28 protein-coding genes are annotated in these 26,060 nt (G+C 61.3%); 10 read left to right on the top strand and 18 right to left on the bottom strand.

Annotation, left to right across the window (positions count from 1 at the left end):
• Nucleotides 1–61: 61 nt before the first annotated feature.
• Entirely contained in the window at nucleotides 62–1,732 is a 1,671-nt protein-coding gene (locus tag AC07VH_RS03285; protein ID WP_494786755.1) for a DUF6138 family protein, read from the bottom strand.
• Nucleotides 1,733–2,122: 390 nt separating this feature from the next.
• Here AC07VH_RS03285 and AC07VH_RS03280 point away from each other — a divergent pair, with 390 nt between their 5' ends.
• Nucleotides 2,123–2,380 (top strand): DUF1488 family protein, encoded by a 258-nt coding sequence (locus AC07VH_RS03280; protein ID WP_494786754.1) that lies wholly within the window; start codon nucleotides 2,123–2,125, stop codon nucleotides 2,378–2,380.
• A gap of 306 nt (nucleotides 2,381–2,686) precedes the next feature.
• A complete protein-coding gene (locus tag AC07VH_RS03275) occupies nucleotides 2,687–3,379 on the top strand; it encodes a DUF3334 family protein (RefSeq protein ID WP_494786753.1) in 693 nt (230 codons plus the stop codon).
• A gap of 43 nt (nucleotides 3,380–3,422) precedes the next feature.
• On the opposite strand, the gene AC07VH_RS03270 is transcribed toward AC07VH_RS03275, so the two are convergent.
• The 5 genes from AC07VH_RS03270 to AC07VH_RS03250 all read right to left on the bottom strand — a co-directional run bounded on the left by AC07VH_RS03270 (nucleotide 3,423) and on the right by AC07VH_RS03250 (nucleotide 6,317).
• A complete protein-coding gene (locus AC07VH_RS03270; RefSeq protein ID WP_436497190.1) occupies nucleotides 3,423–3,875 on the bottom strand; it encodes a GNAT family N-acetyltransferase in 453 nt (150 codons plus the stop codon).
• A 48-nt stretch (nucleotides 3,876–3,923) separates the two neighbouring features.
• Nucleotides 3,924–4,595: a hypothetical protein gene (locus AC07VH_RS03265; protein ID WP_475415065.1), complete on the bottom strand. Its 672-nt coding sequence runs from the start codon at nucleotides 4,593–4,595 to the stop codon at nucleotides 3,924–3,926.
• Between the two features lie 155 nt (nucleotides 4,596–4,750).
• Nucleotides 4,751–5,317 (bottom strand): hypothetical protein, encoded by a 567-nt coding sequence (locus tag AC07VH_RS03260; protein ID WP_494786752.1) that lies wholly within the window; start codon nucleotides 5,315–5,317, stop codon nucleotides 4,751–4,753.
• A gap of 102 nt (nucleotides 5,318–5,419) precedes the next feature.
• Nucleotides 5,420–5,647, bottom strand: a complete 228-nt coding sequence (locus AC07VH_RS03255; protein WP_494786751.1) for a hypothetical protein — start codon at nucleotides 5,645–5,647, stop codon at nucleotides 5,420–5,422.
• A gap of 115 nt (nucleotides 5,648–5,762) precedes the next feature.
• Complete coding sequence (locus tag AC07VH_RS03250; protein WP_494786750.1) at nucleotides 5,763–6,317, bottom strand: DUF2939 domain-containing protein; 555 nt, start codon at nucleotides 6,315–6,317, stop codon at nucleotides 5,763–5,765.
• A gap of 207 nt (nucleotides 6,318–6,524) precedes the next feature.
• On the opposite strand from AC07VH_RS03250, the gene AC07VH_RS03245 reads away from it, so the two are divergent.
• From AC07VH_RS03245 to AC07VH_RS03225, 5 genes are all read left to right on the top strand, one after another.
• Complete coding sequence (locus AC07VH_RS03245; protein WP_034756044.1) at nucleotides 6,525–8,123, top strand: ABC-F family ATPase; 1,599 nt, start codon at nucleotides 6,525–6,527, stop codon at nucleotides 8,121–8,123.
• A gap of 235 nt (nucleotides 8,124–8,358) precedes the next feature.
• Nucleotides 8,359–9,492: a quinolinate synthase NadA gene (gene nadA / locus AC07VH_RS03240; RefSeq protein WP_034756048.1), complete on the top strand. Its 1,134-nt coding sequence runs from the start codon at nucleotides 8,359–8,361 to the stop codon at nucleotides 9,490–9,492.
• On the top strand, nucleotides 9,489–10,355 hold the full coding sequence (gene nadC / locus AC07VH_RS03235; protein WP_475414332.1) for a carboxylating nicotinate-nucleotide diphosphorylase: 867 nt from the start codon (nucleotides 9,489–9,491) through the stop codon (nucleotides 10,353–10,355). The genes nadA and nadC overlap by 4 nt, the downstream gene beginning before the upstream one ends.
• Before the next feature lie 56 nt (nucleotides 10,356–10,411).
• A complete protein-coding gene (locus tag AC07VH_RS03230; protein ID WP_475414333.1) occupies nucleotides 10,412–11,119 on the top strand; it encodes a substrate-binding periplasmic protein in 708 nt (235 codons plus the stop codon).
• Between the two features lie 106 nt (nucleotides 11,120–11,225).
• Nucleotides 11,226–12,305, top strand: coding sequence for a TIGR03118 family protein (locus tag AC07VH_RS03225; protein WP_489627206.1), 1,080 nt, complete (start codon nucleotides 11,226–11,228; stop codon nucleotides 12,303–12,305).
• 48 nt (nucleotides 12,306–12,353) lie between these two features.
• Here the strand turns inward: AC07VH_RS03225 and ypfJ are convergent, their stop codons facing one another.
• Nucleotides 12,354–13,250 (bottom strand): KPN_02809 family neutral zinc metallopeptidase, encoded by an 897-nt coding sequence (ypfJ, locus tag AC07VH_RS03220; RefSeq protein ID WP_475414335.1) that lies wholly within the window; start codon nucleotides 13,248–13,250, stop codon nucleotides 12,354–12,356.
• Nucleotides 13,251–13,417: 167 nt separating this feature from the next.
• Between ypfJ and AC07VH_RS03215 the strand changes: the two genes are divergently transcribed.
• Nucleotides 13,418–14,311, top strand: coding sequence for a GNAT family N-acetyltransferase (locus AC07VH_RS03215; RefSeq protein ID WP_489627207.1), 894 nt, complete (start codon nucleotides 13,418–13,420; stop codon nucleotides 14,309–14,311).
• A 6-nt stretch (nucleotides 14,312–14,317) separates the two neighbouring features.
• Here AC07VH_RS03215 and AC07VH_RS03210 read toward each other — a convergent pair whose 3' ends face one another.
• Entirely contained in the window at nucleotides 14,318–15,022 is a 705-nt protein-coding gene (locus AC07VH_RS03210) for a DAPG hydrolase family protein (RefSeq protein WP_489627208.1), read from the bottom strand.
• Between the two features lie 107 nt (nucleotides 15,023–15,129).
• On the opposite strand from AC07VH_RS03210, the gene AC07VH_RS03205 reads away from it, so the two are divergent.
• The gene (locus AC07VH_RS03205; RefSeq protein WP_489627209.1) at nucleotides 15,130–15,816 is read left to right on the top strand and encodes a TetR/AcrR family transcriptional regulator; all 687 of its coding nucleotides are present in this window, start codon (nucleotides 15,130–15,132) and stop codon (nucleotides 15,814–15,816) included.
• Here AC07VH_RS03205 and AC07VH_RS03200 read toward each other — a convergent pair.
• From AC07VH_RS03200 to AC07VH_RS03170, 7 genes are all read right to left on the bottom strand, one after another.
• Nucleotides 15,779–16,459: a DNA alkylation repair protein gene (locus AC07VH_RS03200; RefSeq protein WP_494786749.1), complete on the bottom strand. Its 681-nt coding sequence runs from the start codon at nucleotides 16,457–16,459 to the stop codon at nucleotides 15,779–15,781. The two genes, AC07VH_RS03205 and AC07VH_RS03200, sit on opposite strands and share 38 nt — an antisense overlap.
• A gap of 176 nt (nucleotides 16,460–16,635) precedes the next feature.
• Nucleotides 16,636–17,412 (bottom strand): peptidylprolyl isomerase, encoded by a 777-nt coding sequence (locus AC07VH_RS03195; protein ID WP_436474411.1) that lies wholly within the window; start codon nucleotides 17,410–17,412, stop codon nucleotides 16,636–16,638.
• Between the two features lie 111 nt (nucleotides 17,413–17,523).
• Nucleotides 17,524–18,303: a peptidylprolyl isomerase gene (locus AC07VH_RS03190; RefSeq protein ID WP_475414340.1), complete on the bottom strand. Its 780-nt coding sequence runs from the start codon at nucleotides 18,301–18,303 to the stop codon at nucleotides 17,524–17,526.
• 84 nt (nucleotides 18,304–18,387) lie between these two features.
• Entirely contained in the window at nucleotides 18,388–18,690 is a 303-nt protein-coding gene (locus AC07VH_RS03185; protein ID WP_475414341.1) for a BolA family protein, read from the bottom strand.
• Nucleotides 18,687–19,316, bottom strand: coding sequence for a septation protein A (locus AC07VH_RS03180; protein WP_489627211.1), 630 nt, complete (start codon nucleotides 19,314–19,316; stop codon nucleotides 18,687–18,689). The genes AC07VH_RS03185 and AC07VH_RS03180 overlap by 4 nt, the downstream gene beginning before the upstream one ends.
• Before the next feature lie 83 nt (nucleotides 19,317–19,399).
• Complete coding sequence (gene msrB / locus AC07VH_RS03175) at nucleotides 19,400–19,801, bottom strand: peptide-methionine (R)-S-oxide reductase MsrB (protein WP_070288499.1); 402 nt, start codon at nucleotides 19,799–19,801, stop codon at nucleotides 19,400–19,402.
• Nucleotides 19,802–19,810: 9 nt separating this feature from the next.
• Nucleotides 19,811–21,316: a protein adenylyltransferase SelO gene (locus tag AC07VH_RS03170; protein WP_494787110.1), complete on the bottom strand. Its 1,506-nt coding sequence runs from the start codon at nucleotides 21,314–21,316 to the stop codon at nucleotides 19,811–19,813.
• Between the two features lie 211 nt (nucleotides 21,317–21,527).
• Here AC07VH_RS03170 and AC07VH_RS03165 point away from each other — a divergent pair, with 211 nt between their 5' ends.
• Nucleotides 21,528–23,180 carry a 3-(methylthio)propionyl-CoA ligase gene (locus AC07VH_RS03165; RefSeq protein ID WP_489627212.1) on the top strand — a complete coding sequence of 551 codons (1,653 nt, stop codon included), beginning with the start codon at nucleotides 21,528–21,530 and terminating at the stop codon, nucleotides 23,178–23,180.
• A gap of 6 nt (nucleotides 23,181–23,186) precedes the next feature.
• Here the strand turns inward: AC07VH_RS03165 and AC07VH_RS03160 are convergent, their stop codons facing one another.
• Genes AC07VH_RS03160 through AC07VH_RS03150 form a run of 3 tightly spaced genes read right to left on the bottom strand, consistent with a single transcriptional unit; the run spans nucleotide 23,187 to nucleotide 26,060 of the window.
• Entirely contained in the window at nucleotides 23,187–24,722 is a 1,536-nt protein-coding gene (locus tag AC07VH_RS03160; RefSeq protein WP_494786748.1) for a chemotaxis protein CheW, read from the bottom strand.
• A complete protein-coding gene (locus AC07VH_RS03155; RefSeq protein WP_494786747.1) occupies nucleotides 24,709–25,239 on the bottom strand; it encodes a chemotaxis protein CheD in 531 nt (176 codons plus the stop codon). Before AC07VH_RS03155 ends, AC07VH_RS03160 begins: the two co-directional genes overlap by 14 nt.
• Nucleotides 25,236–26,060 (bottom strand): CheR family methyltransferase, encoded by an 825-nt coding sequence (locus tag AC07VH_RS03150; protein WP_489627215.1) that lies wholly within the window; start codon nucleotides 26,058–26,060, stop codon nucleotides 25,236–25,238. The genes AC07VH_RS03155 and AC07VH_RS03150 overlap by 4 nt, the downstream gene beginning before the upstream one ends.

Here is a 26,060-nt window from a genome sequence, read left to right as displayed (position 1 = left end):
CTATGGCGCGCGCATTATAGATGGTAAAAGTCATAACGTTGCGCACAGAAGCTTGCGCACCTCAGGCATCCGCCTTGCTGGCCGCTTCCAGCAAGGCCAGCAGCAGTTCCTTGCGCCGTCCGTCCGCCTTGCGCGCCAGGGTGGCCAGTTTTTCCAGCTTGCCCCAGATGGGATACAGCATATGCTCGAGCAGATAACCTTCCAGCCCTTGCAGTTGCTGGCAGAACAGCTCCAGTTTCTCCACCTCTTCCAGCTCCGTCTGGATCTTCACCTTTGCGTTGTCCGTGCAGGCGCGCAGGCACGCGGCCAGCACGGGAGCGGAATCGCGCGTCACGCCATGCTTTTCAGCAAAGGCCGCCGTGAACTGGTCCTGCACGGACTGGTGTTCCTCGTCGACGTTGGCCATGTAGTGCTGCACCAGCGGGAAATAGCGCGCGTCGAGCAAGCCCAGACCGAACGTGGCATAGCTGCCGGGCATGCAATTCTTTTCGCCTTCCGTGTCGGCATAGAACTCGAATTGCTCGATGGCGGCGCGCGCATACGCTTCCAGCTGCGGCTGCAGGGCGGGATAGGCGAGGGCGTTGGCAAAGAAGCGGTGCGTATCGGATTTCGCCAGTCCCTTGATCGGCAGGTATGCCTTGACCTTGGACTTGAGCTTGATCTGGCAGCTTTTCGGGAAACCGTTGTTCAGCAAATGCGTGATGAAGGCCAGCGCCTGCGCATACGCGCCTTCCTCTTCCTTAGCAATCGCGATGCTGATCGTGGCAAACACATCGTTGGCGCGGCATTCCAGCTGGGCGTTTTTCAGGTGGACGGCGTCGGGCGCGAAGGTGCCGCTGCCTTCCTTGAGCATGCGCACGGCCCGTTCGCTGCCCAGCTCGCGCGCGATGTCGAGGAATTTGACGCCCGTCGACTTGGCGTAGCTCGGTTCGTGGCGCAAGATCATCACGGCGCCATACAGCAGCAGGTCGATGGGCGCCAGCGCCTGCGTGTCAAGCGCCGCGCCCTCTTTCAAGGTGTATTCGGTGGCACGGTAGCTTGATTGCTGCACGTCATAGAACCGCGGCAGGAACTGCTTTTCCGCCCACGCCGACACGGCCTGGATGATATCGCTGCGGTGCTCGGCCAGCGCTTGCGGACGCGACTTGTTCAGCTGCTCGATGCGCTGGAACTGGGCGATCGTCCAGGCGATATCGGGTTGTGGGAACAGGTGGGGGTCGAGCAGGTGGCGCGCCAGGAAGAAGGTTTCCAGCTTTTTCGTCGGCCGCTTGCCGCGCTCGAGTTTTTGCGTGACGTAGTTGTGTATGTGCTCGAGCAAGGTTGTGCGCTTGCCTTCGTTGACATACTCGAGCAGGTTCAGGTGCAGCGTGCCCTGCGCCGTCCGGAACTTGCCGCGAAAGCTGAATCGGTAATCGACGAAGGGCGTGTCGGCCAGTGTTTCCAGCTTCGCTTGCACCATGGCAGCGAGTTGGGGCGCGATGCTGTCGCGCACGACGGCTTCATCGAGGTGCGATGGCGTCCGCGTTGCGACATCGGCGGCATCGGTCAGATGGAAATCGTCCGCCGTGGTGCGTCCGGGTTTGTAGTCGAGTAATAAATCATTGAAGATACCCATCTGCAAGGTGGTCCGGTTGACGGCGTCTTCCAGGTCGGTGCGCTTCAGGCGCTCGACAAACCACGCCTCCACGGCCGCCATCATTTCCGTCGTTGCCTGTTCTAAAAGTGTGCTCATTGACTTCCTTGCCTTGTGCGCGACAGTGCCGTCGGTTGCCGTCACGATCATGTTTAATATAAAGCACTATTTTAGGTGGCCGGGCCTGGATGGGACAAGGGGCGCACGGTTGTCCGGTGGGCGCGGCGAGGTGGCTGATGCCGATAGCACAGGGAATGGCCAGTACGGCGCCAGGCAGGCGCGCGGTTAAATATGTACGGTAACAGACGGTAGTTGACTAACCATCGCGCTACGCTTGCCCGTTATTGAACATTGATATTGCCGGAAACGCCATGATGCATTTATTCCCAGCGAAAAATCGCGCCCAGCTTGAGCGCCGCTGTTCGGCCATTCCGTCAGCCAGGTGGCGCCCGGGGCCAGCGCAGCGTATGCACAGCGGGGTGCCCGGCCATGCCCTATGAAATTTTGCGCGACAGTATCGCGCTTGAGCCGGCGGGCGATGCCATCCGCTTCCATCTGACCGTCTTCAGGGCGGAAAAGACTTGCCGCATTACCGCGACGGCATTGCACAGCCTGGACCAGGGACAGCGCGGCGATCTGCTGGCCATTTTCGATACCCACCGCCTGCGCATCGGCCAGCGCGCCTTCGCTTACCTGAGCCGGGATCTGCTGGTCAGCAGCGTGGTCTTGCGCGCACTTGATTTTTAGTTACTATTTCCAGTGCCGGCGCCCGTGCCCGCGCCAGATATGGTATTTCCGCACAGATCGTCAAGTAAATGCAGGTATGGCTGGACGGAAATGTTACATCTGGGTATTCTGCGCATCTGATACTTATTTCTATACAGAAAAAGTTAAGAGGGCGGTTCGAGCCGGCGGCAACGCGGCGCGCGCTGCCGGGCAAGGTCAGGCATGCAAAGGTGAAGTCGTCCGCTTGCTGAGCGAAACGCTCGTGTTTCGGCTCGCGGCGGGCAGGGAACAGTGCTGTCATCTTTAAAATAGTAGGAGAGGTTGCTCATGGATGCAGAAAAGGATGTTGTGTACGGTACAGAAGATTTGTTGATGAGTTTGTGCAACTCGGTGGTTCGGGTGCTCAACGTGGCAACGCAAAGCAAGGTCAATTATTCGGGCATGGTGCAGCGCATCACCAAGACGGGCCTGAAGCCGGACATCGGCTGCTTCGTCATGTTCGATGGCGGTTTCACGGGTCTGGTGGTGCTCAATTTCGCCGCCGATACGGCGATGGAAATCTACGAGCGCTACATGTTGCACATGGGTATGCCGAAGTCGGAGCTGGCCAGCTTCTACACGTCGGACGAAGTGTCGAACATCATGGGCGAGCTGATGAACCAGATCGTGGGCGACTTCACGGGCAAGGTGCGGCGCGAGCTGCAAACGAACATCACCCAGAGCCAGCCGAAGATGCTGGTGCTGAACAAGCAGGTGATGCTCAGCGTCGATACGCCGCTGGACCGCCCGGAAATGCGCCGCGTCACTTTCTATACAGAAAAGAACAATATTTTCTATCTGGAATTGGCGATTGACCGTACCGAGTTCATCAAGCTGCACGATTTCGATTCGCGCGAAGTCGACGCCGATTCGCTGATGGATAGCGAATATGCTAACCGCGAACGCGACGCCGCCCCGGCGCCTGCGGCGGAAGCGGAAGACGACGACAACGCCGACCTGCTCAAATCGCTGGGCATGTAAACTGTCTCTGCCGCTGGCGGCACCGTTGCCGCCGCCAGCGCACTCAATCGTGCAGTGTCTTGCTCATGAAGACCCGGCTCGTGCCGTCGGGATGGCAGGCAATCTCGCCGAAGCGGCGCCAGCCGCGACGCTCGTAAAATTCGGGCGCCTGGAAACTGATGGTGTACAGCACCGCCGAGGCGCAGCCGCGCCGGCGTCCTTCCTCCTCGAACTGCGCCAGTACCTGGCTGCCCAGTCCCAGCCCCCGCAAGGCGGCGGGCAAATAAAACAAATCGAGAAACAGCAGGCCCAGCGAGGTCCGTCCCATGGCGCCGCCCAGCACGCGCTGGCTGTCGCGGTCGCGCACGACCACGCTCAATACCTGCCTGTCGCTATAGCCGGTGATGGCATCGTTATAGGCATTCAAGCCATCGAGGATGGTTTGCTCGACTTCCGCGTCGAGCGTGGCGCTGACGGAAATGGTGTACGGCAAGGCGGTATGCGGGTGTGCAGGCATGGCGGACAGGAAAATAGTCGATAACTGTATGAATATACAGTATTCTGATTATTTCTGCCCATTTCGTTGCGGCAACGTCAATGTTTCCATGCGGCGCATGCCCACCATGCCGCTGTGCTGGCTGTCATCGAGCGACCAGTATTCGAGCGCATACGCATAGTTGCCGTCGACAATGGTCAGCGATTCCTTCTGACGGCCGTTGGGCGCCTTGTAATACAGGCGCCGCGCGGGCCTGCCATCGACCGTGTGCCTGAACGCCTGCGGGCTGAGGGAGGCGCGCTTGCCCGCCTTGCCCGCCATCGACATTGCCGTGATCGTCACGTAAGCGCGGTCCGGGCAGCGCGCCAGCAGGTGGGCGCCGCTCAGGACGGTGGGCTGCGTCTGGTCCAGCGGGAAACCGAACGGCTGCATGCCGACGATATCGCGGCAATCCATCTGCTGCGCCAGGGACGTCAGCACGGCCGGGTCGAGCGCGCTGGCATAGTGTTTTTCGGCGGCCTGCACCTGGCCCAGTGCCAGGCGGCGCTCCAGTTCGGCCAGCGAGATATCGCTGGGCACGGGCAGCGGTGCGGGGGCGTCGGGGTCGGCCGCGCTCGATGCTTCCGCCTGCATGCGCGAAACGACGGAGTGGCTGCTCCCGGCTGTGCCATCGAGGGCGTGGGCGAATGGCGCGGCGCCGGCAAGGGCCAACGCCAGCGATAAGGCCGTGTGTTTCAGCATGAAATTTCCTGAAATGCTTGCGGTCAGGCGGACTTGGACGCGCCTGACCGCAGATACAAATGAGATGCATTGTGTATCAGATTGCTGTTTTGCACATTTCCTGGCGTGCGCCATGTCTTGCAGTTCGACGCGGACTTTGTTGAAGAGAAAAATATTTATCGTTGTATTTTTGACAAAATAGTTCCCGTTTCTGAGTCAAACAGCCATATCTGTTCAAGATTGATCACGATAATGTCGCCGCCAGACATCAGTTGAACGGGATCGATTACTGTAGCGTCGGCATATCGGTGATACTCCCCCATGAAGGGAGTAGTGAGCTTTCCTATGTATAGCGCACGTAAATTGCCTTTGAGTTTTCGCGCAATTTCTGGTGCAACGTCGAAGGAAGAAGAAATGTCCGAGTCTCCGGAAATATCCAGGTTTTCAAATGCTACAGCGCAAACATTATAAAGAATGCTTGTGGCATTTATGGTTTCGCCAAAGCCAGTTTTGGCAATATACGCTTTGCTATATTCCTTTTTTGCATCCAGATCAACCGCTCTATTGTCAGGGCCATTGTCCCAAATTTTTTGGCTAAATAATATTGACTTATTGACAGTCATTTTTTGCGAATCAGGATCATAGGAGCGCCAATCAATATTGATGGGATCTACAAATGCTAAAAGGCTATTGGCTCTCACATTGCCGTACAGTTTTTCCTCCCGAATTTTCCCTGCCCTCATTTCGTAAGCCGCAGAAGTTTCAAATGCATCTTTTTCTGGTTTGAAAGGGATTAATGCTTTTGCGATTGCACGGCAACTATTCCCTTTGAAATTTTTGGGAAGTTAGTCTTGAGAATAGTTGAAAGAGGCTTGCAAATAACTTGGCAAGGCAGCCTTTGTTTCACGATCTAAAATACTCTGAAATTTCTTTATGCGAACAACTTCTTCTTTGATAAAGCCATCTGTGCTGGCCTTGAATGCAGGTTTTCGAACGTAATCATCTGCAATCGAGTGGCTTGCTATAAGCAGTGCTGTTATGGAGGATGCGGAAATAAATGCAAGATTTTTCATTGGATATGTGTGTCGTGAAAATTTGTGTTTTTACTTTAAACCTCATCGCTTCCGCGCTTAACGCTTCGGCGCTTAAATACTCGTCGCATAATAATGCCGAATAATATTGGCAACCTCACTCCTGGCGCGCAGCCATCGCCGACGCAATCTCGATCGAACTCAGTTTCCAGCCCCACACGCCATGGCGCAGCAGGACCAGCGCGCCTTCCTGCGCATTGCCGTCCTTGGCGCGCACGACGAAGGTGTTCACGCCGGCATAGCCTGCGGAATACTCGGCTTTTTTCGCTGCGCCGTCGGCGGGCGCGTCCGCACGCGTATCCGTATCCGCCTGCGGGCTGACGGCGCTCTTGTTGACCAGCGCCACCACGCCGGCGGGCGAGACCATGGCGTCGACCATCTTGCCCAGCATGGCGCTGGCGATCGACTGGCCCAGGGCGGCCAGCGGATTATCGCTGCCGGCGGTCGCCGCGATGCTGCGCGCCATGCTCGCCTCCAGTTGCGTCTTGACGCTGGCGCGCAGGGCGGGGAAGTCCACGTGTTCGGCCAGGGCGTCGGCGTTGCGCTCGGCCAGGGCGGTCTTGATCTGGTGCAAGGCATAGTAGGGCGACGCAAAGGCGGTCGCTGCGATGGCAATGGCGGCCACGGCGGCGGCGATGGGGATTTTTTTCAAGTGATGCCTGTGAGGTAGAAGGTGGAAAACGGATGCCACGCAGCGTATCCGCTAAATTGAAATACGGCAATCGTATTTTCTTGCCATTATTTCTCCGCATGCACTCGAGTCTTCCTTGGCGGGCCGCTATAGAGTGATGAGGGTGGGTGCTGTATAATGGGAGAAAAGTACCTAACTACCTGTTTTCACTGGATAAAGACCTCACTAATGCTTTCAACCGCAAATATTACGATGCAGTTTGGCGCCAAGCCATTGTTTGAGAATATCTCCGTCAAGTTCGGCGACGGCAACCGCTATGGCTTGATCGGCGCCAACGGCTGCGGCAAGTCGACGTTCATGAAGATCCTCGGCGGCGACCTGGATCCGTCGGGCGGCAACGTCATGCTCGACACCAACGAGCGCCTGGGCAAGCTGCGCCAGGACCAGTTCGCGTTTGAAGACATGCGCGTGCTCGACGTCGTCATGATGGGCCACACGGAAATGTGGGCCGCCATCCAGCAACGCGACGCCATCTACGCGAACCCGGAAGCGACGGACGACGACTACATGCAGGCCGCCGAACTGGAAGGCAAAGTGTCCGAATACGACGGCTACACGGCCGAATCGCGCGCCGGCGAACTGCTGCTGGGCGCCGGTGTCGCCATTGACCTGCATCAAGGCCCGATGAGCAATGTCTCGCCAGGCTGGAAGCTGCGCGTGCTGCTGGCGCAGGCGCTGTTCTCGAATCCGGACATCCTGCTGCTCGACGAACCGACGAATAACCTGGACATCAACACGATTCGCTGGCTGGAAGACGTGCTCAACGAGCGCAACTCCACCATGATCATCATTTCCCATGATCGCCACTTCCTGAACCAGGTCTGCACCCACGTGGCCGACATGGATTACGGCACCTTGAAGATTTATCCGGGCAACTACGACGAATACATGTTCGCCTCGACCCAGGCGCGCAACCAGCAGCTGGCCAACAACGCGAAAGCGAAAGACAAGGTTGCCGAACTGCAAGAATTCGTGCGCCGCTTCGCCGCGAATAAATCCAAGGCCCGCCAGGCGACGTCGCGCGCCAAGCAGATCGAAAAGATCAAGGTCGACGACATCAAGCCATCGTCGCGCGCCTATCCGTTCGTGCGTTTCGACGGCGAAAAGAAATTGCACCGTCTGGCCGTGGAAGTCGAGAATATCTCGAAAGGTTTTGATCGCCAGCTGTTCAAGAACTTCAGCATCATGGTCGAAGCGGGCGAGCGCATCGCCATCATCGGCGCCAACGGCGCCGGCAAGACCACCATGCTGCGCTGCATCGCGGGCGACATCGCCGGCCTGCAGCCGGACCAGGGCCGCGTGAAGTGGGCGGAAAACGCCAACGTGGGCTACATGCCGCAAGACCCGACGGAAGATTTCGCCAAGGACACGAACCTGACCGACTGGATCGGCCAGTGGACGAAAGAGGGCGACGACGACCAGGCCGTGCGTTCCATCCTGGGCCGCTTGCTGTTCGGCGGCGACGATGTGAAAAAGGCCGTCAAGGTGCTGTCCGGTGGTGAAAAGGGCCGCATGATGTACGGCAAGCTGATGCTGGGTCGCCACAACGTGCTGATGCTCGATGAACCGACCAACCACATGGACATGGAATCGATCGAATCCTTGAACATCGCGCTGGAAAAATACGCGGGCACCCTGATCTTCGTGTCGCATGACCGCGAATTCGTGTCTTCGCTGGCCAACCGCATCATCGAAATCAAGGAAGATGAAGTGGTCGATTACCGCGGCAATTACGAGGATTACCTCAAGAGCCAGGGTATCGATTAATTGGTACGCTAACGTTGCGTCGGATTACGCGCTGTGCGCTAATCCGACCTACGTCAGGGTGAGTTACCCGGGTTGGTCGCGTAGGTCGGATTTGCGGGGCCGCCGAGGCGCAGCGTAATCCGACATGACAAGGCTGACCACCCAGCACCACACCGACGCGCCGCGGTCCATTCGTTCCGGCGCACCTGCTTCATTGCAATCGTGCCGGTCTATCCCGTTTTTGTTTGACACAGCCATGCAAACTTTAGCCATCAAATCCGTCGAGTACGAACATCCACAAGACGGAGCCAGCTGCACTGCCCACGCCTGGGCACGCACGCCAGCGACGCCGTCCCCGGCTGAAAAAGCCGAACTGATCACGCGCATCAAGCGCCTGCTGATCGAGCGCGAAGCCGTGCTCGTTGCCCACTATTACGTAGATGCCGACCTGCAAGACCTGGCGGAAGCCACGGGCGGCTGCGTCTCCGACTCGCTGGAAATGGCCCGCTTCGGGCGCGACCATCCGGCCAAGACCCTGGTCGTGGCCGGCGTGCGCTTCATGGGCGAAACGGCGAAGATCCTCAGTCCCGAAAAAACCGTCCTGATGCCCGACCTCGACGCGACCTGCTCGCTCGACCTGGGCTGCCCGGTGGATGAATTCACGGCCTTCTGCGACGCCCATCCGGACCGCACGGTCGTGGTCTATGCCAACACCAGCGCGGCAGTCAAGGCGCGCGCGGACTGGATGGTGACCTCGTCGATCGGCCTCGACATCGTTGCCCACCTGCATGCGCAGGGCAAGAAAATCCTGTGGGCGCCCGACAAGCACCTGGGTTCCTACATCCAGAAGCAGACGGGCGCCGACATGCTGCTGTGGCAGGGCAGCTGCCTCGTGCACGACGAATTCAAGGGCATCGAACTCGATTTGCTCAAGGAAGAGTATCCACAAGCCAAGGTGCTCGTGCATCCGGAGTCGCCCGCGAACGTGGTGGCCCTGGCCGACATGGTCGGTTCCACGTCGCAAATGATTGCGGCAGCGCAAACCATGGACACGGACACTTTTATTGTCGCCACCGACAACGGCATCCTGCACAAGATGCGCGCGGCCGCGCCAGGAAAACGTTTCATCGAAGCGCCCACGGCCGGCAACAGCGCCACCTGTAAAAGCTGCGCGCACTGCCCGTGGATGGCCATGAACGGCTTGCTGAACCTGGCGCAGACGCTGGAAAACATGCACAACGAAATCCACGTCGATCCCGCCGTCGGCCAGCTGGCCGTGCGTTCGATCAATCGCATGCTCGACTTCGCCGCCGCCAAGAAGGCGGGCCTCAAGCCGGGCGCGGACCTGGCAAAAGAAACCACATTGTTCCAAGGAATCGGTCCAGCATGAGTACCCTCGTTAATTCTTTCGCTCCCTTCGATCCCGCCCTGGCGCGCGCCTTCGAGGGCAATTTGCTGGCCGCCTTGCTGGAAGACGTGGGCCAGTGCGACCTGACGGGCGAACTGGTGCCGCCCGACCATATCGTCACGGCCCGTGTCATCGTGCGCGAAGCGGCCGTGCTGTGCGGCGCGCCATGGTTCGAAGGCATCATGAAAAGTCTGGACCGCAGCATCGATATCGTCTGGCATTACGCCGAAGGCGACATGATGACGGCCGACAGCGTCGTCTGCACGATCCAGGCGCCGGCGCGCGCCTTGCTCACGGCCGAGCGCAGTGCCCTCAACTTCCTGCAACTGCTGTCGGCCGTGGCCACGGCCACGCGCCGCTATGTCGACGTGGTGGCCGGCACCAACGCGTCCATCCTGGACACGCGCAAGACCTTGCCTGGGCTGCGCCTGGCGCAAAAGTATGCGGTGCGCGTGGGCGGCGGCAAGAATCAGCGCCTGGCCCTGTACGACGGCATCCTGATCAAGGAAAACCATATCGCGGCGGCCGGCGGCGTCAGCCAGGCCCTGGAAAACGCGCGCAACCTCGACGCGGGCGTGCCCGTGCAGATCGAGGTGGAAACCCTGGCGCAATTGCAGGAAGCGCTCGATGCGGGCGCCGTCTCCGTCTTGCTCGATAACTTCAGCAACGACATGCTGCGCGAGGCCGTGGCATTGACGCATGGCCGCGCCTTGCTCGAAGCGTCGGGCGGCATCAATGCCGACACCGTGCGGGCCATTGCCGAAACGGGCGTGGACCGCATCTCGATCGGCAGCCTGACGAAGGACGTGCGGGCCACCGATTACTCCTTGCGCATCGTCGGCTGATGAGGAGAGCAGGGCGGCGCTTGCTGGCCTTGGCGCTGCTATGGCCGGCGCTAGTTGTGCCATCGCAGGCCCCAGCCCGGGAACTGCTGGCCGTGGGCGCGCAGTTCGAGCGCGTGTTCGAATACCAGGACGGCGGCGAGTATGGCGGCCTGGGCGCGGAACTGCTGCGCCTGATGGCGGCGCGCACGGGTAACACCGTGCGTTTCCGCATGGTGCCGTGGGCGCGCGCGCAAGCCATGCTGGTGCAGGGGCAGGCCGATATCCTGATCGGCCCCTACAAGACGCCCGAGCGCATCGCCAGCATGGCGTTTTCCGATAAGCCCTTCTATCAGGACCAGATGGTCTTTTATACGCGCCAGGACGCCAGCTTCGGCTGGGATGGCGACTACGCGGCGCTGAAGAACCGCCGGGTGGTGCTGCTCAATGGCTGGGCCTATGGCGCCGAGTGGGAACGCGTGCGGCCCGGTTTGCAGGTCAGCGTGGCCAACACGGTGGAAAATGGCTTGAAGATGCTGGTGCACAACCACGTCGACGTGTTCATCAGCAACCGCCGCAATACCGATCCCGTCGTCGCCCGTCTCGGCTATGGCCGCCAGGTGAAACCGCTGCCCAAGGTCATCGAAGTGCAGAATGGCTATTTCGCCTATCCCCGCTCGCCCGCGTTCGACAAGCTGCGCCTGCAGTTCGACCAGGAATTGAATAGCCTGATCGAGACGGGCGAACTGAAACGGCTGGGCAAACGCTACGACGTCGGCATACCCTGACACTGGCTATCTTTGCCGCGTTTGACGCGCCTCAAGCATGCTGCATGGCCGGGTTCTACCCTGAAAGCAGGCGGTGCCACACCGCCATCACGCCGAGGGGAATGCCATGGATACGCAGCGCATCAAGCAACTGATCTGCACCGTTTTCGCCATCTCGCTGGCCGCGGCCCTGTTTGCCTGCGGCGGCGGCCATCATCACCACCCACCGGCCGCGAGCGCCTATGCGGTCACCAGCCTGGTGTCGGACACGCCCGCCTTGCCGGCCGCGCACACGGACCCCAACCTCGTCAACGCCTGGGGCGTGGCCTTCAATCCACGCGGATTCGTCTGGGTGGCCGCGAATGGCACGGCGAAGTCCACCTTGTACGATGGCAATGGCGTGCCGCAATCGCTGGTGGTCAGCACGCCAGCAGGCCCGACGGGCATCGTATTCAACGGCACGCAAGACTTCAAACTGAGCCAGAACGGCGTGACGGCGCCCAGCCCGTTCATCTTCGCCAGTGAAAGCGGGACTATTTCCGCCTGGTCGCCCACGGTCAGCCCGACGACGGCCCTGGTCGTGTTCGACGGCAGCGCGGGCGGCAGCGCCTACAAGGGCCTGGCCATCTCGCGCTACGCGGGCGCCAATTACCTGTATGCGGCCGATTTCCACAACGGGCGCGTCGACGTCTTCGATGCCAGCTTTGCCAGGGTCGCCCTGCCTGGCGCATTCAGCGACCCCGGCTTGCCGGCCGGCTATGCGCCGTTCGGCATCCAGGCCATTGGCGAGCGCATCTATGTCGCGTACGCGAAGCGGGAAGCCAGCGGCGACGATGAAGAGGCCGGCGCCGGCCTCGGCATCGTGAATGTATATGATACGGGCGGCAACTTGCTCAAACGGCTGGTGAGCGGTGGCGCCCTGAATGCGCCCTGGGGCATGGCGCTGGCGCCCGCCGATTTCGGCACGGCCAGCAATATGTTGTTGATAGGGAATTTTGGCGATGGCAAGATCAATGCCTATGACCCCGACACGGGCACCGCCGCTGGTGCGCTGCGCAAGACGGATGGCACGCCGCTGGCGATCGATGGCTTGTGGGGCATCGCCTTCGGCAATGGCCTCAACAGCCAGCCCGTCAATACGCTGTTCTATGCGGCCGGGCCAGATGACGAGACGCATGGGCAATACGGGCGCATCGATTTGAAGTAGGTGGAACGTCCCCGTGCGCCCGCAAGGGCGGCACGGGGATGGCCATGCTTACAGCTGGCGCGCCTCAAACGTATTGCACTGGGCAATCTGGCCGCTTTCGATGCCCTTGCTGAACCAGCGCACGCGCTGTTCCGAGGTGCCATGCGTAAACGAGTCGGGCACGACATGGCCTTGCGACTGGCGCTGCAGCGCATCGTCGCCGATGGCCGTGGCCGCTTTCAGGGCCGCTTCCACGTCGCCCTGTTCCAGGATCTTGCGGTCCTGGTTGGCGTGGAATGCCCACACGCCGGCAAAGCAGTCGGCCTGCAATTCCAGGCGCACGGACATGGCGTTGGCCTGGCGCTCCGATTGCGTGCGGCGCGCCTTGTCGACCTTCTCGGACAAGCCCAGCAGGTTCTGCACGTGGTGGCCCACTTCATGGGCGATCACATACGCTTCCGCGAATTCGCCCGAGACCTTGAAGCGCTGCTGCATCAGCTTGAAGAAATCGAGGTCCAGGTAGACTTTCTGGTCGCCGGGGCAATAGAAGGGCCCGCTGGCGCTCTGGCCCGTGCCGCACGCCGTCGGCGTGCTGCCGGAAAACAGCACCAGCGTGGGTTTTACATAGCTGCCGCCTTCGGCCTTGAACAGGGCGCCCCAGGTGTCTTCCGTATCGGCCAGCACGGTTTTCACGAAGCGGGCCATCTCGTCCGATTCGGGCGGCTGGCGCGCGGGTGACTGGCTTTGCTGGGTACTGATCTGGCCGCCGCCACCGCCGCTGAGCAGGTTGAGCAGGGTCAGGGGATTGACGCCCAGCACATACGAGCCGACGAGGGCGATGACGATGGTGCCGATGCCGATCGAGCGCCCGCCAAAACCGAAGCCGCCCCCACCGCCGCCCCCGCCGCCGTCTTCGCCACGGCGGTCTTCCACATTGTCGCTTTCGCGATTGCCTTCCCATTTCATGATATCTACTCCTGCTGTGCTTGTGCGATTGCGCTCTACGGTTGATGGATGACGCCTGAATATGCTTCTTGCGACGAATCTTGTTATTATCGCAGTAAACCACGCCGCGACAGGGGCGACAATGTTACCCTTTGCAACTTTCTATCGACTCCACAACAGGTACACGCATGGCGCTTGCCAACGATACACGCATTTCGCCCACGGCGGTGGTCCAGGCCCAACTGGACGCCTACAATGCCCACGACGTGGCGGCCTTGCTGGCCATCTATGCTGATGACGCACAGCAATTCCAGCACCCCGATACCTTGCTGGCCACGGGCAGCGCGCAGATCGGCCCCCGCTTCACGGCCCGTTTCGCCGCCAGCCAGCCGCAGGCGCAGTTGCTCAACCGTATCGCCTGCGGCAAGCTGGTGATCGACCATGAAATCGTCCATGGCGACACGCCGGACGGTGTTTCCGCGCAGGAATTAGTGGCCACCTACGAGGTGGAGCAGGGACGCATCCGCCGTGCCTGGTTCAGCTTTGGCGCCTCGACCTGCCTGCGTGTGGCGCTGCCGGCCGATGTGCCCGCCATGAATGCGCTGATCGCCCGTTCCGGGGTGGCGCTGAGCGCGGGATTCTATACGCCGGAACAGGCCGAGGCCGTGACGCGCCACGTGTTCGGCGTCGATACGCAGCTCGTTGCCGACCGCACGTATTTCGTCATCGAACGCGATGGCGCCATGCTGGCCTGCGGCGGCTGGAGCCGGCGCGCCACCCTGTATGGCGCCGACCGCGCCAAGAGCGGGCCGGACCCGCTGCTCGACCCGGCCAGCCAGCCGGGCCGCATCCGCGCCTTCTTCGTGGAACCGGCCGCGGCGCGCCAGGGCCTGGGCAGCATGCTGATGCGCCATTGCGAACGGCAGGCGCGGGCCGCCGGTTTTACGGCACTGGAACTGGCCGCCACCTTGCCGGGTGTGCCGCTGTACCTGGCCAGCGGCTTTGCCGTGACGGAAGATTTTCACCTGGACTTGCCGGGCGAAATACAACTGCCGCTGGCGCGCATGCACAAGCGGCTGTAAGGCCGCCTACCAGGGCAGCGGCGCCTTTTCTCCGTTGGCGTGCTCGCCGTAGTACAGCGACGGCAAAAAGCGCGACAGATAGGTAAATTCGCTGTAGCAATGGCGCAGCAAATTCAGGCCCAGCACGTCGGGCACGTCGCGCACGGGATTGAGGCTGTTGCGGCCCAGCAAGAAGCGGCTGCGCAGCACGCAGCCCGTCGGCGTATCGCGCGTCAGGTGCAGCATTTCGCCATCGAGCGGATCGCCGTACGGATCGAGCACGACGTAATCGCCAAAGCCGATGCGGGCGCAGACGGCGGCCGACAGGGCGCCGCTGTCCCTTGCCTGCCGCAGCTGCACCGGGTCAAAGACTTCCTTCGGATCATGGAACTTCAGCTTGGCTTTCACGGGCGGAATATCGCCCAGCGACTCCACCGCCTCGATCGAGGCGCCGTAATAGCTTTCTCCCTTTTTCCATGCATTGTTCCAGCCGTGATGGGCCACGTGGTCGTGCGGATGCCACCACTTGATGTGCTGCGTCGTCTCGAAAAAGGTAAACCACCAGTCCAGCATGCGCCCGCTGCAGCCGTGCAGCTCGGTGCGCGCCGCCACCAGCAGGCAGCCATCGTCGAGGCGCGTGATGCCCGTTTCCAGGTGCAGGGGAAACGGGTCGAGCAAGTCGCCCGTGCTGGTAATGCTCCATGGGAATGCATTGTGCGTGTAGCTCGTCATGTCGTTCTCCTTTGTTGGGGTGAGCCAATTATATATTAAAGAAACATGTATCGTTTCCTAAATGTGTTTCAGTGTAAAATTGTCCATCGATCAAACTTGGAGCCGGCATGCAGGAAGAAGGGAGCAAGGCAGAGAGCAAGGCTGTGCGTGGACGGGGCCGTCCGGCGCGTCCGCCCGAGGAGGCGCGCGATGCGGCCGTGCAGGCGGCCACCTGGCTGCTGTTGAATGAAGGTTATGCCGCCACGACCATGGAAGCGGTGGCGCGCCATGCGGGCATGGCAAAGAAGTCGCTGTATCAGTATGCGGCCAACCGCGAGGAACTCGTGGCGCTGGTGGTGCGCGGCTGGACGGACGCCTTTTTACCGGCGATGGCGCACGATGCGGCCGCGCCCGGTGAAGTGCTGCCATTACTAAAAGAGATATTGCAGGCGATGGCGGCGCGCGTGTTGACGGCGGACGCCGTGGGCCTGTTCCGCCTGCTGTGCACGGAGTTTCCCGCCCGGGCGGACTTGCTGGCCGTGTATCAGCGCAACGGCATCGAGCGGGGCACGGCCTTGCTGACCGAGTGGTTGCAGCGCCAGGCCGCGCGCGGCCACCTGGCGTTGCAGAATGGGCCAGAGTTGGCTGGCTTGCTGCTGGCGATGGTGATCGCCGAGCCGCTGCGGCAGATGGCGCTGGGCTTGCTGGCGCCCGTGCCGGCCTGGGATGCGGCACCGCGCATCGACGCGGCGCTGCGATTGCTGGGCGGCCAGTCGTTCAAGGTGGCTGATGCTTCAGTGCTTCGCGGTAGCTGAGCGGCGATAGTTGCTGGCGGTGCCCGCAGGCAAACGCCGTCACGGCCTCGGGTGCGTGGCGCGCGTAATCGCGCAGGGCCCAGCCGATGGCCTTGCGGATGAAAAACTCGTCTTCGTGCGCCAGCGCCAGCGCCGCGCCGAACAGCCAGCCGGCATCCGTGTCGGCGCGCCAGCCCAGCTGGTGCAGCATGGCGATGCGGCGCAGCCAGAAATCCGCGTGCCGCAAGGCGCCATCCATGTGCGCGTGGCCATCGCCGCCGCGCTGGTGCTCCGCCTGCAGCACGTCGCCCACGATGCCCGCCATGCCGTCGACGCTGTCCCACCACGCGCGCTGGCGCGCCAGGCCGAGCAGGGCGGGGAGGTGTTCGGCGCCCAGTTGCCGCCGGTGCAAGGCCAGCATGTCGAGCGCCACGTGCTGGTACTCGCGTTCGGGCTGCTGCCACAGCAGTTGCGCATGTGCCAGCAGCGTATCGGCATCGATGCCCTTCAGGCCCGCCAGCAAGTCCCTGGCGGCCATCCGCCGCTGCGGCGCGCCCACGCCCAGGAATATGAACTGGTCGCGCATATACGCCTGCATGGGCGCCGCACGGCCCGGTTCGGCGGCCGCCTCCAGTGCGGCTTTCAATTCTGCATGTAGATTCATGGCATCTCCAGGCGTAAAAAAAGCGCTCCAGGGAGCGCTCTTGTCCAGCTAGCCAAACGGCTGATAGAAGCGTAGCGAGCGGCAGCGATTTGTGGCCGAGAAGCGCAACCGTACAAAGGTACGGTGAGCATCGCAGGCCGCAAAGCGCGACGCGCAGTAGCTTATATCAGGCGTTTTTATTGGATTTTGGCTTTTTTCATCAACTCATCGCGGTAGGCGGCCAGTTTTTTCTGTTGCAGCGACTCAGCTACCTGGCCCTTGACTTCGTCCAGTGCCGGCAGCTTCGTCGGACGGGTTTCTTCCAGCTTGATCACGTGGAAGCCGAATTGCGACTGCACGGGCGTTTGCGTGACCTGGCCTGGTTTCAGGGCCACCATGGCGTCGGAGAATGGCTTCACGTAGGAAGCCGGGCTGGCCCAGTCCAGGTCGCCGCCATTGGCTGCGGAACCGTCTTTCGATACTTTCGCCAGTTCTTCGAACTTGGCGCCGCCTTTCAGCTTGGCGATGATGTCTTTCGCTTCCGCTTCGGTGGCCACCAGGATGTGGCGTGCGTGGTATTCCTTGTCGCCGGCCTGGGCCTTGAACTTGTCGTATTCGGCCTTGATTTCAGCGTCCTTGACAGGGTTCTTCTTGACGTAGTCGGCCAGCAGGGCGTTGATGATGATGCTTTGACGGGCATTGTCGATCTGCGACTTGACTTCCGGACGCGTGCCGTAGCCTTGCTTGTCGGCTTCCTGGATCAGCACTTCGCGGCCGATCAGGTCTTTCTTGATGGCTTCGCGCAGTTGCGGCGAATCGGCTTGCTTGCCTTGGGCGACGACTTGCTTGACGACCTGGTCGACGCGCGACGATGGGATGGCCTTGCCATTCACGGTGGCGACGTTTTGCGCGAACGCAGGGATCGCAACGACGGCGACCAGGGCTAAGATCAGGCGGGCTGGCTTCAAAATCATGTTCATTCCTAATAAATATACTAAAAATCGATATGCGCGAATGTCGCGCAGTGCGCATTCAGGCGCAGAATACACGACCGGCGCCGAAAAGGGCGCCGGGGAGGTCAGTTCTTACTGAACTTTCGCTTTTTTGATCATTTCTTCCTGATACGCTTGCAATTTCTTTTGCTGCAGCGCTTCGGCGATCTGTGGCTTGACTTCTTCCAGGGTCGGCAGTTTTGCCGCGCGGGTGTCGTCCAGCTTGATCACGTGGAAACCGTTAGGCGTTTGCACCGGCGTTTCCGTGACCTGGCCTTTTTGCAGTTTCACGAAGGCGTCCGAGAACACTTTCGGGAACGACGATGGGGCTGCCCAGTCCAGGTCGCCGCCGTTGTCGGCCGAGCCCGCATCTTTCGATTGCTTGGCCAGGTCTTCGAACTTGGCGCCGCCTTTCAGCTTGGCGATGATGTCTTTCGCTTCCGCTTCGGTGGCCACCAGGATGTGGCGCACGTGGTATTCCTTGTCGCCCGTCTGTGCCACGAAGCGGTCGTACTCGGCCTTGATTTCAGCGTCGTTGACGGGGTTCTTTTTCAGGTAGTCGCCGACCAGGGCGTTGATGACGATGGCCTGGCGCGCGTTCTCGATTTGCTGCTTGACGGCTGCATCTTTACCGAAACCTTTGTTTTCCGCTTCTTGCATCAGCACTTCACGGCCGATCAAGTCCTTCTTGATCATTTCGCGCAATTGCGGCGAATCCGGTTGCTGGCCTTGGGCGACGACTTGCTTGACGACTGCATCAACGCGCGACGATGGGATAGGCTTGCCATTAACAACGGCAACATTTTGCGCAAAAACAGGTACCGCGACAACGGCGAGTAGTGCGATCAGCAAGCGGGCTGGCTTAAAAGTCATTATTAAATCCTGTTAGGGAAAGTTTCGTAAAAAACGCATGGGAAGAAATCCATCACATGGCTCGGGTACGCCAAAACGCCATCCTTACACTACTTCGGACGGCGCCAGGGCCACAATCGCCAATGCATGTATCTCATTATGCATCATATCGTGCACGGAATCATACACCAGTCGATGGCGCATGACGAGCCTGAGCCCCTCAAATCGGCTAGAAATAATGCGCAGATTGTAATGGCCTCCGCCCGAGGCGGCGCCCGCATGGCCCCGGTGGCGCGCCGAGTCGTCTTCCAGTACGCATTCCAGAGGGGAAAGTGCCGTTTCCAGGCGGGTACGGATGCGCTGCATGCGCGTTTCCGGCGAGGTATTCTCGGTGGTGGTATGCATCATGCGTCTTCCTTGATATGTTTGGCCAGGAACAGGGTTTGCGCCACGATGAAGGCAAAGAAGATGCCCGTCGCGCCAAACGCTTTAAAACTGACCCAGGCGGCCATGTCGCCCTTGTACAGCACGAAGGCGACAAACAGGTTCAGCGCGCCGATGGCGCCGAAGAAGATGATCCAGGCGGCCAGCAGCTGGTTCCATACGGCATCGGGCAATTGCACTTGCGCTTCCATGGTCTTGCGGATCAGGTTTTTCTTGAAACCCACGTGGGCGATCAGCAGGGCCAGACCGGACAGCCAGTAGATCAGGGTCGGCTTCCATTTCAGGAAGAAATCGTCATGCAGGTAGATGCTGGCGCCGCCGAACACGACAAAGATGAACAACGACAGCCACAGCATGCCGTCCACCTTGCGCTTGCGCAGCAGCAGATAGCTGACCTGGCAGGCGGTGGCGACGATGCCGACGAGGGTGGCGAGTATCCACGGCGCCTGGTCAGCCTTGATCAGGCCGCCTGACACGAAGCCGGACAAATATTGCTGCACGAAATCGTGCGTGGCCGCTTCATACATGCCGCCCAATTTGAAGGCGGCGAAGAAGGCGATCAGGGGGAAGAGGTCGAATAGAAATTTCATGGCGAGACTTTACACTGGTCTTATTAAAATCATCTTAGGAATGGCTTAGGAGCAACCGAGTTGCTCCCAGGCGATCCTGTGTCTCACGGCTGCGGATCGAAGCGCAAGGAGGCCGAATTGATGCAATAGCGCAAGCCGGTCGGCGGCGGGCCGTCCGGGAAGACGTGGCCCAGGTGGGCGTCGCAGACGGCGCAGACGATTTCCGTGCGCAGCATGCCGTGGCTGCGGTCGGTGATTTCCGTCACGTTGGCCGGGTCCAGTGCCTGGAAGTAGCTGGGCCAGCCGCAGCCCGAGTCGAACTTGGTGTCCGACGCGAACAGGGGCGTGTTGCAGCAGACGCAGGTGTAGATGCCGTGTTCATGGTGGTCCCAGAACTTGCCCGTGAAGGCGCGTTCCGTGGCCGCGTGGCGCGTGACTTCGTATTGCATCGAATCGAGCATGGCGCGCCATTCGGCGTCGGTTTTCTTGACTTTATTGGTGGTCATAATGACTCCTTAGGATGAGCAGCTGACTTCAAGGTGGCTGGCCCAGTCGGGCGGCAGGGCCGCATAGTGCTGGTGTTCGGGCTGTTCGTCAAATGGCTTTTGCAAAACTTCCAGCAATGTCGCCACTTCCGTGTAGTCCTGCTGCTGGGCTTTCTCGATGGCCACTTGCGCCAGGTAGTTGCGCAGCACGTATTTCGGGTTGACGCCGTCCATGGCCGCTTGCCGTTCGGCATCGATGCTATTCTCCAGCAACAGGCGCGCCCGGTACGTCGCCGCCCACGCATCGAAGGCGGGGCGGTCGATGAACATGTCGCGCAGCATGGTGTCATGTTCGGGCGCCGCCACCTGCAGTGTAGCCAAGGCGCGGAAGAAGTTGGTGAAATCCACGTGATTGGCTTGCATCAGCGCAAACATGTTGTCGAACAGGGCCGTATCGTCGTCCTGGCTCGTTTGCAAGCCCAGCTTGGCGCGCAGCAAGCTATTCATCTTCTCGGCGAAGGCGGGTTGGTAGCTGTCCAGCGCCGCCTGCGCCAGTTCCACTTCGCCGATCAGCGGCAGCAGGGCCTGGCCCAGCGCGTAGCAGTTCCAGTGGCCCACCTGCGGCTGGTTGGCGTAGGAATAGCGGCCCTGCTGGTCCGTATGGTTGCAGATGTGTTCGGCGTCAAACGCTTCCATGAAGCCGAACGGGCCGTAATCGAGCGTCAGGCCCAGGATCGACATATTGTCCGTATTCATGACGCCATGCATGAAGCCGACGGCTTGCCACTGCGCGATCATGTGCGCCGTGCGCACGCACACTTCGGCCAGCAAGGCCTGGTATGGATTTGCTGCGGCGCGCAAATCGGGATAAAAACCGTCGATGACGTAATCGGCGAGGATTTTCAGTTCTTCCGGCTTCTTGCGGTAAAACCAGTGCTCGAACGAGCCGAAGCGCACAAACGTGGGCGCCATGCGTGTGACGACGGCCGCCGTTTCCACCGTTTCGCGCATGATGCCTTGCTGCGAACCCATGATGGAGAGCGCGCGCGAGGTGGGAATGCCCAGCGCCGCCATGGCTTCCGAGCACAGGAATTCGCGGATGGACGAACGCAGCACGGCACGCCCGTCCCCCATGCGCGAATACGGCGTGGCGCCAGCACCTTTCAGCTGCAGTTCCATCGGACCGCTTGCCGTGGCGATATCGCCCAGCAGGATGGCGCGGCCGTCGCCCAGCTGGCCGGCCCAGACGCCGAACTGATGGCCCGAATACACGGCCGACAGGGGCTGCGAGCGCTCGGCCACGGCATTGCCGGCCAGCAGCGCCACGTAGTCGGGCTCGGCAAGGCGCGCCGCATCAAGGCCCACCAGGCTGGCAGCCGGTGCGCTGGCGGCGACAAAGTAGGGCGAGGGCAGGGGCGTAGGCATCAGGCGCGTATAGAACGCGGGCGGCAGGGCCGCAAAGCCGTTATCCAGTGGTAAGGTATGAGCGGTGATGGCAGTTCCATTCAAATAAGATGTGGCGGCGGGAAGCGCCAGCCTGGAATGCGATTTTACCGCACGGCGCCAGGGCGTGCGGCGGGCGCCTTCGGGCCTGCCGTGGCGGGCCTGGACAGGGTGAAAAACGGAATCAAAAATTCCATGCTGCAATGCAATATCGAAATGCGTTGACGATTTCCGCACGACCGTACGAAACTAGGAAAAATCTTTAAATTCCAACAATAACCGAGTATCCACCCCAGGAGACACGATGTCGGCATTTCCCTTGAGTCCAGTGATGGGCCAGATGATGAATCAGCCCCTGCTGATTTCCAGCATTATCGAGTTTGCAGCGCGTCATTATGGCGGCAGTGAAATCATTTCGCGGCGGGTGGAAGGCGATATGCACCGCTACACCTACCGCGATTGCCACCAGCGCGCGCGCCGGCTGGCCAATGCCCTGCATGGCCTCGGCGTCGGCATGGGCGACCGGGTCGCCACCCTGGCCTGGAATGGTTATCGCCACCTGGAAGCCTACTATGCCGTGTCCGGCTCGGGTGCCGTCTTGCACACCATCAATCCGCGCCTGTTTCCCGACCAGATCGCCTACATCTCGAACCACGCGCAAGACCAGGTCTTGCTGTTCGACCTGACCTTCCTCCCCGTGGTGGAGAAAATCGCCGCCGACTGCACCTTTGTCCGCCATTTCGTGCTGATGTGCGACCGCGAGCGCATGCCCGCCAGCAGCACCATCCCCGACCTGCTGTGCTATGAAGACCTGATCGCCACGCATTCGGACGACTATGCATGGCCATTGTTCGACGAGAACGCGGCCGCCACCCTGTGCTACACGTCGGGCACCACGGGCAATCCCAAGGGCGCCCTGTATTCGCACCGTTCGACCGTGCTGCACGCGTATGCGTCGGCCATGCCCAGCGCCCTGAACGTGCGCGCCTCGGACACGGTGCTGCCCGTCGTACCCATGTTCCACGTGAATGCCTGGGGCTTGCCGTATTCCGTGCCCCTGTCCGGCGCGCGCATGGTGTTTCCCGGCGCAGCGCTGGACGGCAAGTCGCTGTACGAATTGTTCGAGGCGGAAAAAGTGACGTTCTCGGCCGGCGTGCCCACCGTCTGGTTGGGTTTGCTGAACCATGCGCTGCAGAATGACTTGACATTCTCCACCTTCCGCCGCACGGTGATCGGCGGCGCGGCGTGCCCGCCGGCCATGATGGATACCCTGATCGACAAGTTCGACATCGAGGTCATCCACGCCTGGGGCATGACGGAAATGTCGCCGCTGGGCACGGCCGGTGGCTTGCAGACCAAGCACCTGGACTTGCCGAAGACCGAGCAGCGCAAGATCCTGCAAAAGCAGGGCCATGCCATCTACGGCGTGGACATGAAGATCGTCGACGACGATGGCAAGGAATTGCCGTGGGATGGCGTGGCGTACGGCCATTTGCTGGTGAAGGGGCCGTGGATCATCTCCTCGTACTACAAGAACGAGGGCGGCGAGGTGCTGCAGGATGGCTGGTTCCCCACGGGCGACGTGGCCACCATCGACGCGGACGGCTACATGCAGATCACGGACCGCAGCAAGGACGTGATCAAGTCGGGCGGCGAGTGGATCGGCACCATCGACCTGGAAAACCTGGCCATGGCGCACCCGGCCGTGCTGCAGGCGGCCTGCATCGGCGTGTTCCACCCGAAATGGGACGAGCGTCCCGTGCTGGTGGTGGTGCTGCGTCCCGGCATGGAGGTCACGCGCGACGCCTTGCTGCAATTTTTCGAGGGCAAGATCGCCAAGTGGTGGACGCCCGACGACGTGCTGTTCATCGACGCCTTGCCCATGGGCGCCACGGGCAAGATCCAGAAGAACAAGCTGCGCGAGCAGTTCAAGGGGCACCGGCTGCCGGGGATGTAAGGCAGCCTAGGCCGCTCGCGGCAGCGCCGTTCCCAGCTTTTCCAGCAGATGATCGCACTGGAAGACGGACAGGGTCTGGCGCTGCGCATCCGTGCCGATATCGATCATTTCATCCATTTCGCTGCGCAAGTCGTCATGTTCTCCCGTGCGGATGATTTGCGGCGCCGCAAAGCGCTGGCTGTCGGAAATGGTCATGATGTTGTCGACGTGGTCGACGAGGAAGCCATAGCGCTCGGCACCCCGTTCCACGATCAGGATCTTGCCGCTGCTGGCGTCCGGCAAGGGCGGCATCGCGTACAGCTGGCGCAAGTCGATGATGCTGATCATTTGCTGGCGCAAGTTGAGCATGCCGCGCATGCAGGGCGGCATGCCCGGCGGCGTCGTGATGGCGTGGCTGAAATCGATGATTTCGCGCACTTGCCCGATTTCCACGGCGAAGCGGGTTTCCACCGTAAACGTGATGTAGACGCGGCGCTGCGCCTTGTGCGTGGCGGCGCCGGCCGTTTCCGTATCGGCCGGGTACAGGCGCGCGTGGCCGTCGCGCATCTCGACGATCTCCGCTTGCGACAGGATTTCCTTGTGGTTCAGGAAAATGATGTCGCCCAAGCCCTCTTTCGTGATGCAGCCGGCAAACATGGCGGCGCGCGCCTTGCTCAGCAGGGGAATCGGCAGCACTTCGTCGCCAAAGAAATGCACGATGCTGTCGACGGAGTCGACGAGGAAGCCCACGGTCGTGTCATTCAGGCGCACGACGATGACGCGCTGGTCCGGCGTGGTTTCCTTGGCCGCCGTGCCGGACCCTGCCGCTTGCAGCAGGGTGCCGAAGTCGACGACGGCCACCTGGTTGCCGCGAAAATGCATGCGGCCAAGGCACAGCTCGCTATTCAGCAGGGAGCTGTGCAGTTCCGGCACCTTGATGATTTCCTGGATGGCCAGCATTTCGAAGGCGAACGTGGCGCCGGCCGCATGGAAGCTGACACACTGCCGGCGTTCGCTTTGCGCATGGTAGCGGGCCGTGCTCAGCTTGGCGCCCGTCGCCTGCAGGGCCAGCACATGGGGCACGTTTTCGATGCGCAGCAGGGCGTGCGGGTCGAGTATCTGCAGCAGGCGCGCGCCGCCGTCGAGCAAAATCGTGCCGGCGATGACGGCGTGGCTGTCGCCGGCCGCATACTGCAGGGCGCTGCGCGCGCTGGCGGGCACGCGCAGGATTTCGCCCGTATCCTGAAAGACGATGCCGATCAGCACTTGCTGGAAGTCGAGGATGGCGATCTTGTCGGTGGCGACGGCGCGCGGCGCGTCGGCGCGGAACAAGCGGCCCAGGTTGACCACCGGAATGACGCTGCCGCGCAAGGTGAACATGCCTTCCAGATACGCGGGCGACAGGGGCAGGGCTGTGACTTTCGCGGGATAATTGACCACTTCGCGGATGCAGCTGGCGGGCAGGGCGAATTCATCGTCGCCCAGGTGGAATGAACCGAACAGTTCGGTGGCCGTATCGCTTGTGCCCTGCGCCTGCAAACCCGTCGCTTCATGCATATCCATATGCGCCTTCCTTGCGTGGAATCAATTCGGGTGGCGCCACCACATCGGTGACGGCGTAGCTGTGCCGGGCGCAATCGATCAGCAGCTGGCGCCCGTGGCGCCCGCCCAGCGCGCAAAAACTGACGTGCAAGCCGCACTGGTGCAGGTATTTTTGCGCAGCTTCCGCGTTTTGCCGGCCCACCTGCAGGCGGCCATGGACGTGGGCGGGGCCGAACATGCTGGCGCCGCCCGCCAGCACCACCTCGATATCGGCATAATCGGCCTGGCGCACGCCCATCAGGCGCAGCAGCGAGGGTACGGCCTGGCTGACATAGCGCGCGCCAAGGGCATGCTCGGCCCCGGGCGCCTCCGGCAGCAGACAGTGGGCCAGGCCGCAGCAGGGGCCATTCTTCCAGATGAAGCCGATACCGATGCAGGAGCCGAGCAGCGCTTGCAGCTGCTCGCCATGCGTGCCCACGCTAAGTTGCCCCATACCAACATGGTGCGGCGGCAGGCCATGTTCGATGATGATGCTCATGCGCTACCCGCCTTGTAAATCATGGGAAATTCGAATTGATAGCCGGTGCCGAGGCGGGCGATGGTTTCCGACTCGCCCAGGATCAGCCGGCCCTCATCCTTGAGGCTCAGGCGCGCCTGGCGCAGCACGGTTTCCTGATGCTCGGCATCGAAATAAATCAGTACATTGCGCAGGAACACGAGGTCGAACTGCCGCGCCGGGCGCAGTGCTTCGAGCAGGTTATGCTGGGCAAAGCTGACGTGTTGCCGCAGCTCTTCGTTGACCTTGACGCCATACGGCGAGGGTGTGAAATATCTGCGCAGCAAGTCCGGGTGCGACAAGCGGATGCGCTCGACGGAGCGCCCGCTGTACTGGCCGGCCCGCGCCGCACCGAGGATCTGCTGCGAAATGTCGCTGGCCAGGATCTGGTAGCGGAAAGCGGGCGCTTGCAGCCTGAATTGCTCGCACAGCATGGCGATCGAATACAGCTCCTCGCCGCTGGCGGCCGCGGCCGACCAGATGCTCAGGCAGCCATCGGGATGGGCGCGCGCCCAGGCGGGCAGGTAGCGGTCGCGGAAGTAATCCCAGACCTGCGGCGTGCGGAAGAACAGGGTATCGTTGGTGGTCACCAGGTCGATGAAATGGGCCACCTCGTCGCGGTCGCTGGCCACCCGGTCCAGATAAGCCTGGTAGCTGTGCAGGGACAGCGCCCGCAGCCGTGGCTGCAAGCGCCGTTCCAGCAAGACACTCTTGCGCGCGGTCATGGCGATGCCCGTATGCTGGCGCACCAGCGCGATCAGGTTCGTCAGCACTTCGGGCGTCAAGGTGGCCGCGTGGCTCAT

The sequence above is a fragment of the Janthinobacterium sp. GW821-FHT03C10 genome, assembly GCF_059420865.1.
Note: the sequence above shows the minus strand (reverse complement) of the source record. Positions and strands in the feature narration are given on the sequence as shown.